The organism is Ralstonia sp. GX3-BWBA, assembly GCF_003290055.1.
Lineage (GTDB): Bacteria > Pseudomonadota > Gammaproteobacteria > Burkholderiales > Burkholderiaceae > Ralstonia > Ralstonia holmesii.
Genome location: NZ_QMKS01000012.1, coordinates 38,999 through 53,279, shown reverse-complemented (window position 1 = coordinate 53,279; position 14,281 = coordinate 38,999). Strand labels below are relative to the sequence as shown.

Genomic DNA, 14,281 nt, shown 5'->3' with positions numbered 1-14,281 from the left:
ATGCGGACGCTGCGGATTTCGTGTTGTCAGGAAGATGATGGTGCATCCCTTGTTTCGTCCCCTGCCGGGGCCGACTTACTTTCTTTGTCTTGCCAAAGAAAGGTAAGCAAAGAAAGGCGCGCCCGAGATGGCGACTTCTCCTTGAATTTATGTCGCACAGAGGGGAAGGGAAAAACTCGCTGCGCTCAAACAGTTTCCCTTCCTTTTTCCTCTCTGCAACAGAAATTCAAGGCGCCATCTAGGGCAGGGTGCGGCCACACCGTCTGGGCGCCGGGGTTGGCGGCGCGGCGAGCGTTGGCGAGTGGTGGGCGGGCGATTGGTGTGCTTTTGATCGCCGCGTTGTATCTGAGCGGCTGTGCCGTCGGTCCCGATTTCAAGACGCCAGGCGGGCCTGCGGCCGTCGGCTACTCGGCGCAGCCCGTGTTGCGGGAAACCGCATCCGCGCCTGTTGTGGGCGGCGAAGCGCAGCATCTTGTCGATGCCAACGTGCCGGCCGATTGGTGGCACCTGTTCCGATCGCCCGCGCTTGATGCGCTGGTGGACGAGGCGTTGCGCGCAAGCCCGTCCGTCATGCAGGCGGAAGCCCGCTTGCGTCAGGCACAGGCCGAAGCCGAGGCGCAGTTCGGCTATGTGATGCCGTCGGTGGATGGCACCGTGTCGGCGGTGCGTCAGCAGATCAACCCCGAGGCGTTCGGGTTCAATACGCCCAAGCCGGGGCCGTTCACGTTGTATTCGGCGTCGCTGTCGGTGTCGTATGCGCTGGATATTTTTGGCGGCGTGCGACGCGCGCTGGAGGCATCGCGCGCGCAGCTCGATACGCAGCGTTATGAAATGGAGGCGGCGCGCCTGTCGCTGGCCGGCAATGTGGTGACGGCGGCGGTGCGGATTGCGGCGCTGGATGCGCAGATTGCGGCCACGCAGCGATTGGCGGCCGAGCAGCGCAGGCAGTTGGAGATCACGGAGCGCCGCCTCAGCCTTGGTGGCGTCGCGCAGGTCGATGCGTTCTCGCAGCGCACGCTCGTCGCGCAGACCGATGCCACGCTGCCACCGCTCATGCAGCAGGCTGCGCAGCAGCGGCATCGTCTATCGATACTGCTGGGCCGTGAACCCGGTGCTGGGTTGCCGGACCTGCCGTCGCTCGATGCGCTGCATCTGCCCGACCCGCTGCCGGTGTCGCTGCCATCGACGCTCGCGCAGCGGCGCCCCGACATCCGCGCCGCCGAAGCGATGTGGCACGAAGCCAGCGCCAACGTGGGCGTGGCCACGGCCAACCTGTTCCCGCGCATCACTTTGTCTGCAGGACTGGGTTCGGAAACCACCAGCTTCCGCAATCTGCTGGGCGCCGGATCAAGCATCTGGAACCTTGGCGCCGGGCTCACGCAACCGATCTTTCACGGCGGCACCCTGCGCGCCAAAAAGCGCGAAGCCGAAGCCGCCTACGATGCAGCGGGCGCCGCCTACAAGCAAGCCGTATTGCAAGGCTTGCAGGAAGTGGCCGACGCCCTGCACGCCGTGCACAACGACGCCCAAACGCTGCAGGCCAGAGCCCTGGCAACCGACCAGGCGCAACAGACCCTGCACGCCGCCGAAGCCCGCCACGCTGCCGGTGGCATCAGCACGCTAACGCTGCTGGACGCCCAACGCCAGGTCGATCAGGCCACGCTGCAGCAGGTACAGAGCCAAGCGGATCGGTTGCTGGATTCGGCCGCGCTAATGCAGGCATTGGGCGGCGGCTGGCAGTAGGAAAACGACAAAGCAGCCCAAGTCGGCAACACTAGCGGCCAGATGGTTTGGCCGTACCCTGCCCTAGATGGCGCCTTGAATTTCTGTTGCAGGGAGGAAAAGAGGGGAGGCTGTTTGAGCGCAGCGAGTTTGCCTCTCCTCCCTCCCTGCGACATAAATTCAAGGAGTCTGTCGCCATCTCGGGCGCGCCTTTCTTTGCTTACTTTCTTTGGCAAGACAAAGAAAGTGAGTCAGCCCCGCAAGGGGATGAAACAGGGGCTAACAGAAAGCACAAACAATCAGCCCACCGCCGGCCGCAGCAACCGCTGCTGATAAGCCTGCAAATGCGCAAACGCCACCCGAAGCAACGAAACATCTGTCCCCAATGCCCGCCCACGGCGCAGCATGTCCCCCACGATGTGATCGGCCTCAACGCGCGCACCACTCTCCAGATCGCGCAGCATCGATGCCGTCAGCGGCGACCCAGCCTGCGTCAGCACATTGAGCCCGCGTTCGCGCGCAGCCTGCCGATTCGGATATCCCGACGCCGCAGCCACGCGCTCGCACGCCATGAACATCGCCTCGTTCAACGCAGCGCCCTCGTCCGTGGCAACAATCTCGCCCACCGTCGCCCGCATCAGGCAAGTCATTGCCGCCAGCGAAGTCAGGAAGGTGAATTTCTCCCACATGTCCTGCATGACGTTTTCGGCCAGCACGGAATCAAAGTTGGCCGTGGCAAACACGTCGCGGATTGCTTCGGTGCGCTCGCGCGGCGCATGCGGCGTGCGCTCGCCAAAGGTAATGGAGTGCACGGCCGGGCCCTGGCCGTTGCTCAGGTGCAGCACCGCCCCGTCCGGCGCGCTCGTTGCACTGATGTGGCACAGCCCACCGAGCACGCGCGATTCACCGAACGCGGCATCAAGCCGTTCCAGATGCGCCAGCCCGTTCAGCACCGGCAACACCACCGTGCGCTCGCCCACCACGGGGCGGATTGCGGTGATGGCGTCTTCCAGGTCGTAGGCCTTGCAGCTCAGCAGCACCAGATCGGCACGGCCCCAAGTCGCGGCCTGGTCCGCGGTGATGGTCTGCACGGGCAATTGCGCATCGCCGTGCGGGCTGCGGATCACGAGACCGTGTTCGCGCAACCGCGCCGCGCGTGCTGGCCGCACCAGGAAGGTCACGTCTGCGCCCGCCTGGGCGAGCCGGCCGCCGAAATAGCCGCCGGTGCCACCGGCGCCAAGCACCAGAATCCGCATTGCTGTCGTCATGGGGTTCGTTTCCATCGAGGAGAAGATAGGCAAACGATTCTAGGCCTGTTCGCCCGACCCTGCAGACGGCGCACCGCGCGCGCTAAAATGCTGATTTTCCTCACGATTTGACGCCCGTTCGGCCATTATTCAGCGCTGGCGGGGTCGAGATGCCATGACGTTTTCCAATAATTTCCACCGCCTAGAAACCCGTCTGCAGTCGCAGGTCGGCCGCGCCATCGGCGACTTCAAGATGATCGAAGACGGCGACACCATCCTCGTGTGCCTGTCCGGCGGCAAGGACTCGTACACGATGCTGTCGGTCCTGATGGCGCTGCAGAAGCGCGCCCCGGTCGATTTCAAGCTGATCGCGATGAACCTCGATCAGAAGCAGCCGGGCTTTCCGGAAGAGGTCCTGCCCAACTACTTGAAGAAGCTGGGCGTGGAGTATGTGATCGTCGAGGCGGACACGTATTCGATCGTCAAGGAGAAGGTGCCCGAGGGCAAGACCACGTGCTCACTGTGCTCGCGTCTGCGCCGCGGCGTGATCTACCGCACCGCCAAGGAACTGGGTGCCAACAAGATCGCGCTGGGCCACCACCGCGACGACATCGTCAACACGTTCTTCCTGAACATGTTCTTCGGCGGCAAGATGAAGGCGATGCCGCCCAAGCTGGCCACCGACAACGGCGAGCACATCGTCATCCGCCCGCTGGCCTACTGCGCAGAGAAGGAGATCGCCTCCTACGCCCGCGCGATGGAATTCCCGATCATCCCATGCAACCTCTGCGGCTCGCAGGAAAACCTGCAACGCAAGAAGGTCAAGGAGATGCTGCTGGAGTGGGAGCGCCAGACGCCGGGCCGCATCGACAACATCTTCGCTTCACTGCAAAACGTGGTGCCGTCGCACCTGGCCGATACCGATCTGTTCGACTTCAACGGCCTGACCACGGGCCTGGCGAAGATCGGTGAAGACGCGCTGTTTGGCCAGACTGCTTACGACCAGGCCCCGCTGGTGTTTGCCGGCTCGCATGACGATCGCATCGAGTTCGTGCGGTTTGAGCGCAAGCCAGGGGACAAGCCCGCCGACCAAGCCGTGCCCGGCGAGACAGCCGCAAGCTGAGCGCGGCCCCCGTCACACAGGTGGCGCACGCTGCCCACATCCGCCTCGGCGCGCCGTGCCGTGCCGAGGGTCCGCCATCCGCCTGACCGGCGGGCGGGCTAACCGTCTCGGTAATGGCGCGGTTGCAACAATTCCACCGTTTGACCGGTTCAGGGGGAGGGTGGGCCCCATGCTAGAATTTTTGCATCTGTGTCTTATACGCCGCAAAAGCGCCCCGCAGAAGGGTTTGCAGGCGGTCCGGCCATCCTGAGGGGAGGTGGCAGGCGGTGGGTTTCAGGCAGCCATTCCAGGCGCCGGCAACCCGTCGCAGGCTATCGCTTCGAGTCACTCTAGGAACCTCCTTGTGAATATCGTCATCTTGGCTGCAGGCATGGGCAAACGCATGCGCTCCGCCCTGCCGAAAGTGCTGCACCCCCTGGCCGGCAAACCGCTGCTGGCGCACGTCATTGAAACCGCCCGCACCATGTCGCCGACCCGGCTGGTGGTGGTGGTCGGCCACGGCGGCGATCGGGTGCGCGAGATGGTCGGCGCGTCCGACATCGCCTTCGCCACGCAAGACAAGCAACTGGGCACGGGCCACGCCGTCATGCAGGCCGTGGAGCAGCTCGACGAAAGCGTGCCCACCCTGGTGCTCTACGGTGACGTGCCGCTCACCCGCGCCGAAACGCTGAGTGCGCTGGTCGGCGCCGCCGGCAACGACCATCTGGGCGTGCTGACCGTGCACCTGGGCGACCCGACCGGCTACGGCCGCATCGTGCGCGACGCCGCCGGCCGCATCACGCGCATCGTCGAGCAGAAAGACGCCAACGAAACGCAGCTCGCCATCCATGAGGTGAACACCGGCATCCTGGTGTGCCCGACCGCCAAGCTCAAGAACTGGCTGGCGACGCTGTCGAATGACAACGCGCAGGGCGAGTATTACCTGACCGACGTGATCGAGCGTGCCGCCAGCGAAGGCGTGCCCATTACCTCCGCGCATCCGCTGGCCGAGTGGGAAACGCTGGGCGTGAACAGCAAGGTGCAACTGGCGGAGCTGGAGCGCATTCACCAGCGCAATCTCGCGCAGCAACTGCTGGAAGACGGCGTGACGCTGATTGACCCGGCCCGCATCGACGTGCGCGGCAAGCTCACGTGCGGCCGCGACGTGGTGATCGACGTCAACTGCATCTTCGAGGGCAACGTCACGCTGGCGGATGGCGTGCGCATCGGCGCCAATGCGGTGATCCGCGATGCGGCCATCGAGGCCGGCGCCGAGATCCTGCCGTTCTGCCACATCGAGCGCGCCAAGGTTGGCGCCGACTCGCGCATCGGCCCGTACGCGCGCCTGCGCCCGGGCACCGAGCTGGCCGAAGACGTGCACATCGGCAACTTTGTCGAGGTAAAGAACAGCCAGGTCGCGGCGCACAGCAAGGCCAACCACCTCGCCTACGTGGGCGACGCCACGGTGGGCTCGCGCGTCAACATCGGCGCTGGCACCATCACGTGCAATTACGATGGCGCAAACAAATTCCGCACCATCATCGAAGACGACGCCTTCATCGGTTCCGATACGCAGCTCGTGGCGCCGGTGCGCGTGGGCAAGGGCGCGACGCTGGGTGCTGGCACCACGCTGACCAAGGACGCGCCCGAGGGCAAGCTGACGGTCTCGCGGGCGCGCCAGGTCACCATCGACAGCTGGCAGCGCCCGGTCAAGCAGAAGAAGGAAGGCTGACAGGGTTTCTCCTGCGCCGAACAGCGGATGCCGCTTCGGCGCGCGAGCATCGATACTGAATTACCGAGTGCGGCGCACATTCAACGTGCTGCCACACCCCAACTGGAGAAATCAACATGTGCGGTATCGTTGGCGCGGTTTCCACGCGCAATATCGTTCCCGTCCTGATCGAAGGCCTGCGCCGCCTGGAATACCGCGGCTACGACTCCTGCGGCGTTGCCGTTCAGCGTGATGGCCAGCTAGAGCGCGCGCGCACCGTGTCGCGCGTGGCTGATCTGGATGCCCAGGCACAGACGAGCCACCTGGACGGCGCCATCGGCATCGCGCACACGCGCTGGGCCACGCATGGCCGGCCGGACACGGTCAACGCCCACCCGCACTTTTCGGGCGACACCATCGCTCTGGTGCACAACGGCATCATCGAAAACTACGAGTCGCTGCGCGAAGAACTCAAGGCCGTCGGCTACGGCTTTGAATCGCAGACGGATACCGAAGTCGTTGCGCACCTGATCCACCAGGCTTACACGTACCCGAGCAGCGCCACGCGTGGCGACCTGTTCGCCTCGGTGCGTGCGTCGGTCAAGCGCTTGCATGGCGCCTATGCGATTGCCGTGTTTGCCCGTGACAACCCCGACGTGGTGGTGGGCGCGCGCGCCGGCTCGCCGCTGGTGGTGGCAATCGGCGAGAACGAATCGTTCCTGGCGTCGGACGCGCTGGCCGTGGCCGGCACCGCCAGCCGCATGGCCTACCTGGAAGAAGGCGACGTGGTGGAACTCACCCGCGACGGCTTCACCGTGGCCGATGCAAACGACAAGATCGTCGAGCGCGAAGTGAAGGAAGTCGGCACCTACGCTGCCGCCGTGGAACTCGGCCCCTTCCGCCACTTCATGCAGAAGGAAATCTTCGAGCAGCCGCGCGCCCTGGGCGATACGCTTGAAGGCGTGCAAGGGTTTGGCCCCGATCTGTTTGGCCCCGAGGCGGCCCAGGTGCTGCCCAAGGTCGATAGCGTGCTGATTCTGGCTTGCGGCACGAGCTACTACTCGGGCTGCACGGCCAAGTACTGGCTCGAATCGATCGCCAAGATCCCGACGCAGGTGGAAGTCGCCAGCGAATACCGCTACCGCGAGACGGTGCCCAACCCGAACGCGCTGGTCGTCGTGATTTCACAATCGGGCGAAACCGCCGACACGCTGGCCGCGCTGCGCCACGCACGCGAACTCGGCCACACGCACACGCTGGCGATCTGCAACGTCGCGACCAGCGCCATGGTGCGCGAGACGCAGCTCAAGTTCCTCACGCGCGCGGGCACCGAGATCGGCGTGGCGTCCACCAAGGCATTCACCACGCAGCTGGCAGCGCTGTACATGCTGGCACTGACGTTTGCCAAGCTGCGCGGCCATCTGAATGCGGAGCAGGAAGAAGACGCGCTGCGTCATCTGCGCCATCTGCCGTCGGCGCTGAATGCCGTGCTGGCGCTGGAGCCGCAGATCATCGCGTGGTCGGAAGAGTTCGCTCGCCGTGAAAACGCCCTGTTCCTCGGTCGCGGTCTGCATTACCCGATCGCCCTGGAAGGCGCGCTCAAGCTCAAGGAAATCTCGTACATCCACGCCGAGGCTTACCCCGCCGGCGAACTCAAGCACGGACCGCTGGCGCTGGTGACCGAGCAGATGCCGGTCGTTACCGTCGCCCCGAACGACGCGCTGCTTGAAAAGCTCAAGTCGAACATCCAGGAAGTGCGCGCGCGCGGCGGCAAGCTGTACGTGTTTGCCGACGCCGATACGCAGATCCAGTCGAGCGACGGCATCCAGGTGATCCGCATGCCGGAGCATTACGGCCAGCTCTCGCCGATCCTGCACGTGGTGCCGCTGCAATTGCTCGCGTATCACACGGCACTGGCGCGCGGCACGGACGTCGACAAGCCGCGTAACCTGGCGAAATCGGTGACTGTCGAATAAGTTCTGGCAGGCGCAGAAACAGATTGATTAATTACAAATATGTTTGTCCTTGTACAAATATGTTTGGGTTTTGACAAATATGTTTGCCCTGGGGTGGGTGCCCCAGGGGCTTGCCGTGAGGTTGTCGACGTTTGGCACGAGCCAGTGAACTAGGGGTGGCGACGCATAGTCGCCTTGGGGAGAGACAAAAACTTAGCGGTACGCATGAGGCGCTGGCGCAAGCCAGCCGCGAGCCGCTGACCTTGTGTGCTCCGGCCATTCCAGGGGAAGGCTTGATTTCCCAGGTCGGCCGCTATCACGTTATAAGTGGCAACCGCACTACGCCGGAGACGTTTGCGGAATTGTTTCGGCGGAAGCCTTTTCCGCTTACGCAATGGGTGCCGCCATATATCGGCGCTCTCTCCGAGAGGTTCGCCGGCAGGAAGCCTGAAGCGATTCAGCGTCTTCTCCGGGAAACAACTCTTTTCCCGCTACTTGAGATGTTCACCGGCGCGCAGTTTTCCGCGCGAGATGATCTGGATCACATCGATCAGGTGCTTCAGACTCTCCCCAAAAGGATGAACGGCGCATCTGAGGGGACCCGCCTTTGTCTTCGGTGCTTAGTGGAGGATGAGCTAGCGTATGGGACGCCGGCGATCCTGAGTGCACATCAGATTCCAGGGGTTACGGCCTGCTTCCGTCATGGCCTTCCACTTCTGGATCGATGCCCCGTATGCCGCTGCCCCTTTGAGAGAAGGGGGGATCTGGTCATGACCCCTTGGCACGGGTGCCAAGCGTGCCGAACAAAATTAACCAACGCAACGTTGGACGCGTCTATGCCACTGGTCGACGAGAAGAGTGTTGGTTTTGCTCGCTTCTCCGCCCAGTTGTTGGCTTCGGGGGTTCAGGGAGCCACTCGCGCCGGATTGGTCGGTTTTTACCGGGCACGTATCAGAGAATTGAATTTGATGCGGGGAAGCCTGATTGATCGCGGAGAGCTAATTCAACAACTGGTCGCTCAATTTGGGGGTGACTTTATCAAGCGCGTTGATCCGGCTTATCGCTCCGATCGGTTGTCGGGCTGGTTCCATATGCTAGTCGAGTACACGACCTGGAAAGTTCACCTTGGCAGACATTTGCTGCTGTCCTATTTCCTCTTCGAGGACGCCGAGAATTTTTTGAGCCGGTACCGCCAAGTTGCGCTTGCTCCAGCTTCACCAGTTACCCGGTATAGCCGGCGTAGAACGACTCCCGAAAGACGGTGTAGAGAGACTCCCGAAGCGCCATCCCTTGAACAAAGCGATTTGATGCAGGACGTGATTGATGCATCGAAAAAGATTCCGAACTGTGACCTTGATGCTCTGTGGCGTGAGCATTACGGGCTAATGAAGCGACTCGTTCGACAAGATCCTGGGGCTCTTCTCAGACTGCAACCGCACATCGAACGAGACACTGGGCGTAGGCCTAAACCTATTGCGCGGGCTCCCTTGGATGCGCATCCGGACGATGCATTGTGGACCGAGAGGCTTCGGCAATCCGTATCCAGTTTCTACAATGGATCAGAGAGGCCTCAACACGGCAATCGGAGTCGTCTGCTGAAGCGAATCGGATGGGCGCGTCACGACGTGGCGCTGCCGAAGTTTCCCCAGCTAGATCTCGCCTTAGAGGCCGCATGCGAGTCGGTTTGGCATTCCTACATTCGCAAGATTCTCTGGATGCTAGTGCAACCGTCCGCCCGCACTTGGACACGTTCCCAGATCATTATCCCATCCGGGGTTGAGTGGCATAGAGCATCGGTCTTGGTGGACTATTGCGAGAAGAGGGGAATTCCGCGAAATGCCACCTCGTCGAGCGTGATGACGATACTGCGGGATTGGCAGATCGATCTAAAGTGGGAAGGGCCCTGCCCAGAGAGGGTGTTCGTTAGGCGGCCGCGGCAACGCTGGAACGAGAGCAACGATTAGAAATGCCGGCAAGGCGGCGCAACCGTGACGGGGCAGGCGTAAGGCCCTCCTTTTCGGTTAAGTATCGATCCCACCATTCCAAGCGCCGAGCCTGAAATTCTGGAACTGTTTCGAGTGCTCCTTGTAGCACGATGGTGCAGATCGGCAATTTGGCACGATGCTTTTCCAGCCAGGATGGTCGGCCCGTTCGCCGTCCTAGTTCGCTCAACGTGATCCGGACGGGCGCCTGTTTGGATGCACGAATCGCATGCGCGGCGGATCGAATGGCTTTCGCCAAATCGACATCTCGTGCTGCCCAATCCGCTCGACGGTTCTCTACCCTTGGCCATCGGGACAGCCCCTTCAACTGCGCATAGAGCCACGCACGGTCATTGCGGTAAAGCCACATGTAGCTGGCTGGCATCCGCTTGCGCAGCTCTGTTGGATACGGCATAGGACGTTGCTTCAGCACGCCAAGCAGACATTGTCTAGCTTTGTTGCGTCGCCAAGATAGCCGAACCTCGCTACGCGTGCGTTGAAGGGAAGGGTCTTCGGCAAGCACGCGGCTAATGGTCGATATGGAGATCCCAATCTCCCGAGTGATATCGGCAAAAGCGCAACCTGTACTCAGCAGATGCCTGACCTTTTCGCGTTGACCAAAAAAGATGCACTTGCTGCGTCGAGCCACTTCAATGCCGTGGCGGCGAGCGATCGTTAGGATCGTTTGGACGTCGACCCCTAGCTCACGAGCCGTAAGCCGGGCAGATTTCTGCTCGCGCGTCATCAGTTGGACCACTTGGGATACAACCGATGGGTCGTCGAGGATGGTGATTCGGCGCTGCTTGGCAGGCGGTGTCCGCGCTAGTTCAATCTCGTAAAGAAAGGCCTCAATCGACGGGGCGAACCGTTCCCAGGAGCGACCATGTGTGATGTATCGGCTGACTAGGCCAGGGAAGCGGATTCGGCTAACAGATGCTTTCTAGTCACGCAATCATTGGATCGCTCCAGCTCAACTGGCCAGGTCATACAGTTTGCTTGCCCGGTCCGAAAAGAATCGGAGCGGCACAGTTGGAATTGCATACTTGGCCTGTTTCTTGAGTGCCTTAACGAGCACTGACCAATGCCGCAGATCGGGGGGGCTTCGCTAGGTCTCGGTGGAGCTTTGTGTCGCTGGCAGATCCAGCCGATGTCAGGCCGGCTCCCAATACTTGGCCACTACTACTAGCTATTTGCAGACACATGAGTGCCCAGCGCAGCTTCCTGATTGCGCCTTAGTTTGACCAGGCCTTGCGGAGGTTTTGATGTTGAACAGAACGATTCCTGCAGATTTCCCGCGCGAGAAGCCCCTGGCCTCTGTGCCCGGTGTGCAGCCAAAAGTCGTGGCGCGCTTGGTCAACGGTCAGTACATCATTGGGCTCACCGATGAGGAGTGGCTGGAGCGGTACGAAGGTTGCGAGGACTTGGCGCGACAGTTCGTCAGCTATTGCACGCGCAAGGTTGCTGAGAATCCAGCATTGACCCGAGAGCTCTGCCTGGTACGCGCGCGTAAGCGTCGCGTCGATCTCGAATCTTGCGCACGGCCCGAAGATGTGCTGACGCGATGTTCCCATTACGCCGCGCATGCGAAGATTCCATGTCGACGTATCAACGTTGCGCTTAGTGATTGCCAAGTCCAAATCCAACTCGTCAATAACGCAATTAAACTGCCGATACGATGGCGCTTGATGAGGCGCTGGCTCAATCGGAACAGTGATGCTGCCTTGCTGGACGTAGCCGGCATTGAAGTACTTCGTCTTGGTGTCCCGCCATGCTTTCATGCGGGAAGTGCCGCTTTTGTAGAAACAAGTGATGCCCGCGATGATCCGCTCGCGGACGTCGGCCACGGAAACGCCAATCAGAATTGCGTCGTCGGTAGACAGCAATCGATCTGGGCGCCTGCCGCGTTTTGCCGTTCCTTCTTTCTGCTTACGTTCGCTTCGCGTCCCTTGTGGGCCACAGAGGTCATAGAAAGGGATGAGTGCTGCCTTAGTCGAGCCGTGCGCCAAGTAGCGATACAGCGGTCGACGCACTGCTTTCGCGGCAATGCCAAGTTGTTTGGCACGCAGCGCAATGAGCCGGCCACGCGCTTCCTCTTCAAAGATATCCGGAATACTTCTCTCATCGACTAGGGGGGCGATTACGTCCCAGGCGCGATCCCGCATTTCGACGTACCTGGATGGAATCGCGTCCAGGCTTTTCAGCGTAAATGGGCGCGGCCGAATCTCGGTGATCTCCAGCTGTCCAGAGTTGATCGCTTCGAGGATCGCACTGTATCGATACGTGCGAGGCTGCCTAGGTATCGGCTCTATGCCGATCATGACGAGAGCGTCGGCCGCCGTAACGACCCAGAGAACCCGTTGAGGATGCGCGAACGTAGGAGGCTCAATGCCGGGCGTCGAGACCAGCACCTGATTGGGAGCTAAGCTGAGCAAAGTCTGCTTCATTGCTGTTGGAGTCGTAAATGGTGCTCACGTAAAGCACAGTGATGGAGCAACGCGGCCCGATGGGTCTCGTCATGTCGATTTCGATGAGGTGCTGCCAAACGCAGTATCGAAAGAGTTGATCAACGTCAGCTAGCGTTGTCCCTGGGAGAACCGCTTCGACGATCTGCTCCAGTTCGTCGATGCTCAGAATCAAGACGGGATCGCGCGCTTGATCCTCGTCGGGAAACAGGTAGTCTGACCGACCCAGCATCAGATCACCATACGTCACGATGACCCGATGGATCGGTTTGTTGACGAACTCTGGCACCTTCCGGACGTGAGAGGCAACGTTGGCCAGTTGGGTATTCGCCTTGAGCAGCGTCTCCTTGAACTTTGTCTTGTACTTGTTCACCGAGGCCGACGCGGGGAGATCTAGCGACAGCGACTTGTTCTTGACCTCGAACACGATGGTTGCATCATCCTCGATGACCATAAAATCGCTGCATGGCCCGCCTACCTGGAATCGCCGGCGGACATCGTCTTCGTCGAGCACGGGAAAGCCGCTACGCCTCAACGATTCCCCGGTGTACGCTTCGAACGCGTCCTCGAAAGCCTGCTTGGCGGTTTTATCCTTGGCGTTCGCGACGATGTCGCTGAAAGCGAATTCGATATGCCGGTGCAGACACGGCGCGCCCCAGAAATACAGCCGCCCGTGCAATTCGACGAAGGGGAAGCGGTAGAGCACATTGGGCTGGAACCACTCGTCGTCGTCAAAGTCCTTCAATGCAAGGCCTGCGACATGGCGCGGTGTAATCACTGTGCGCCAGAAGCTTTGCATCGCCCCAGGGCCGAAGGCACGCGTGAGGGTCTCCAAATAGGCCGGCTCGAAGACATCCCCGATCCCCACCGAGGCCTTCAGCCACAGAAACATTGCTACCTGCAGATAGACCTCGGCACGCATCCCGACATGGTTCTCAATCACTTGACGCAGGCGGCTGTTCGATTTGAGCCGGCTAAGCAAATCGATCTGGCGGGCAAACGCACCCATTCCGCGATTCTGCTGATGGGGCACCTGTGCGAGCAGACATTGCCGCATGAACAGTGGCAGCGGGTGGCCGCTTTTACGCCACACATCAGACGCGTCGATCCCGTTCCACGCTTGGTTGATGCACGCCCGCAGGTCGTTCTGCGACATCTTGGCGTGCCGGTACATGGACGGCTCATCGCGCAGAGCCCACACCGCGATCCGCTCTGCCACCCAGGGCAACCTTGCCGCACGCTCACGATCGGCGCCGTGCGCGTCCGTCTCGATCAAGTAGTTCGAGGCCGCCGTCAGGACCGAGTGGTAGTCGAACTTGCGCATCCTGTTGCGCACGGGCTTGATAGTCTGACGATAGCTCATCGGCCTAACGATGGATTTGGTCAATTTACCGTTCCTCCGCCTATTCTAGGGGCTGCAAGAAGCATCAATGATGCTGACTTGTATGGACGAACCCAATATCCCCCTGGGAAGGGTGACGTACGACTACAAACTTGACATGCTGATCGGCAGCATCAAAGGTGGACCGATCTTTGAGTTGCATGACCCCCGTGAAATCGCCGAGCTCATGTTTGCTGCCTGCGCACGACATGGTTGGGTATTCATGCCGGATTGGCGAGAAGGGGATATTTCTCCACCGACCGGCGACAAGATCGCCTTCCATCACCGGATGTGCCAGTTGGCGAACGATAAGTGAGGAATACTCCCTCGCGAACCCTGTTTTGGCGTAAATTGAATCGTTGGCTGCTTATGCCTTGCCGCCAAGCAGCGTTCGGCAGTAGGTCTCGTGATTCAGGGATTTCGTATGCCGGAAAGACACAGAGCATCGCGTGGAGCGAGCAAGCGCATTACGAGGCTCCTGGATCCCGGGGACGGGAGTGGGGACCGCATCCTTGAAATCCCTGATGCGGTGATGGCTGCCATGGGATGGCGTATTGGCGATACCCTGGTTGTGACACGAAAGGGCATGGAAATACGTCTGCGGAAAGCGCTCAGGTCTCGCTCGCCAGCGAAGCCTCGTCGATGATTATGTTCCTCGACTAGGATAGCCTCCACTTGGGTGAAGGGATTCGCGTTGCTCCGGTTGCCGTTTGCGGCGG

The 14,281-nt window shown here is 61.2% G+C and carries 9 protein-coding genes; 5 read left to right on the top strand and 4 right to left on the bottom strand.

Going from position 1 to position 14,281, the window contains the following annotated elements; genetic code table 11:
• Positions 1–1,743, top strand: a complete 1,743-nt coding sequence (locus DOD19_RS14520) for an efflux transporter outer membrane subunit (protein ID WP_239498014.1) — start codon at positions 1–3, stop codon at positions 1,741–1,743.
• Between the two features lie 278 nt (positions 1,744–2,021).
• Here DOD19_RS14520 and panE read toward each other — a convergent pair whose 3' ends face one another.
• A complete protein-coding gene (gene panE / locus DOD19_RS14510) occupies positions 2,022–2,978 on the bottom strand; it encodes a 2-dehydropantoate 2-reductase (protein ID WP_204360068.1) in 957 nt (318 codons plus the stop codon).
• Positions 2,979–3,144: 166 nt separating this feature from the next.
• Between panE and ttcA the strand changes: the two genes are divergently transcribed.
• The 3 genes from ttcA (at position 3,145) to glmS (ending at position 7,758) form a co-directional block, all read left to right on the top strand.
• Positions 3,145–4,092: a tRNA 2-thiocytidine(32) synthetase TtcA gene (gene ttcA, locus DOD19_RS14505; protein WP_024976931.1), complete on the top strand. Its 948-nt coding sequence runs from the start codon at positions 3,145–3,147 to the stop codon at positions 4,090–4,092.
• Positions 4,093–4,435: 343 nt separating this feature from the next.
• Entirely contained in the window at positions 4,436–5,803 is a 1,368-nt protein-coding gene (gene glmU / locus DOD19_RS14500) for a bifunctional UDP-N-acetylglucosamine diphosphorylase/glucosamine-1-phosphate N-acetyltransferase GlmU (RefSeq protein WP_024976930.1), read from the top strand.
• 116 nt (positions 5,804–5,919) lie between these two features.
• Complete coding sequence (gene glmS / locus DOD19_RS14495; protein ID WP_024976929.1) at positions 5,920–7,758, top strand: glutamine--fructose-6-phosphate transaminase (isomerizing); 1,839 nt, start codon at positions 5,920–5,922, stop codon at positions 7,756–7,758.
• 1,902 nt (positions 7,759–9,660) lie between these two features.
• Here the strand turns inward: glmS and DOD19_RS14485 are convergent.
• From DOD19_RS14485 to DOD19_RS14475, 3 genes are all read right to left on the bottom strand, one after another.
• Entirely contained in the window at positions 9,661–10,464 is an 804-nt protein-coding gene (locus tag DOD19_RS14485; RefSeq protein WP_112186228.1) for a TnsD family Tn7-like transposition protein, read from the bottom strand.
• Between the two features lie 487 nt (positions 10,465–10,951).
• The gene (locus DOD19_RS27525) at positions 10,952–12,163 is read right to left on the bottom strand and encodes a hypothetical protein (RefSeq protein ID WP_162634373.1); all 1,212 of its coding nucleotides are present in this window, start codon (positions 12,161–12,163) and stop codon (positions 10,952–10,954) included.
• Positions 12,102–13,568: a hypothetical protein gene (locus DOD19_RS14475; protein WP_162634372.1), complete on the bottom strand. Its 1,467-nt coding sequence runs from the start codon at positions 13,566–13,568 to the stop codon at positions 12,102–12,104. Before DOD19_RS14475 ends, DOD19_RS27525 begins: the two co-directional genes overlap by 62 nt.
• Before the next feature lie 58 nt (positions 13,569–13,626).
• On the opposite strand from DOD19_RS14475, the gene DOD19_RS14470 reads away from it, so the two are divergent.
• Complete coding sequence (locus DOD19_RS14470; RefSeq protein ID WP_137884808.1) at positions 13,627–13,878, top strand: hypothetical protein; 252 nt, start codon at positions 13,627–13,629, stop codon at positions 13,876–13,878.
• Positions 13,879–14,281: the final 403 nt, after the last annotated feature.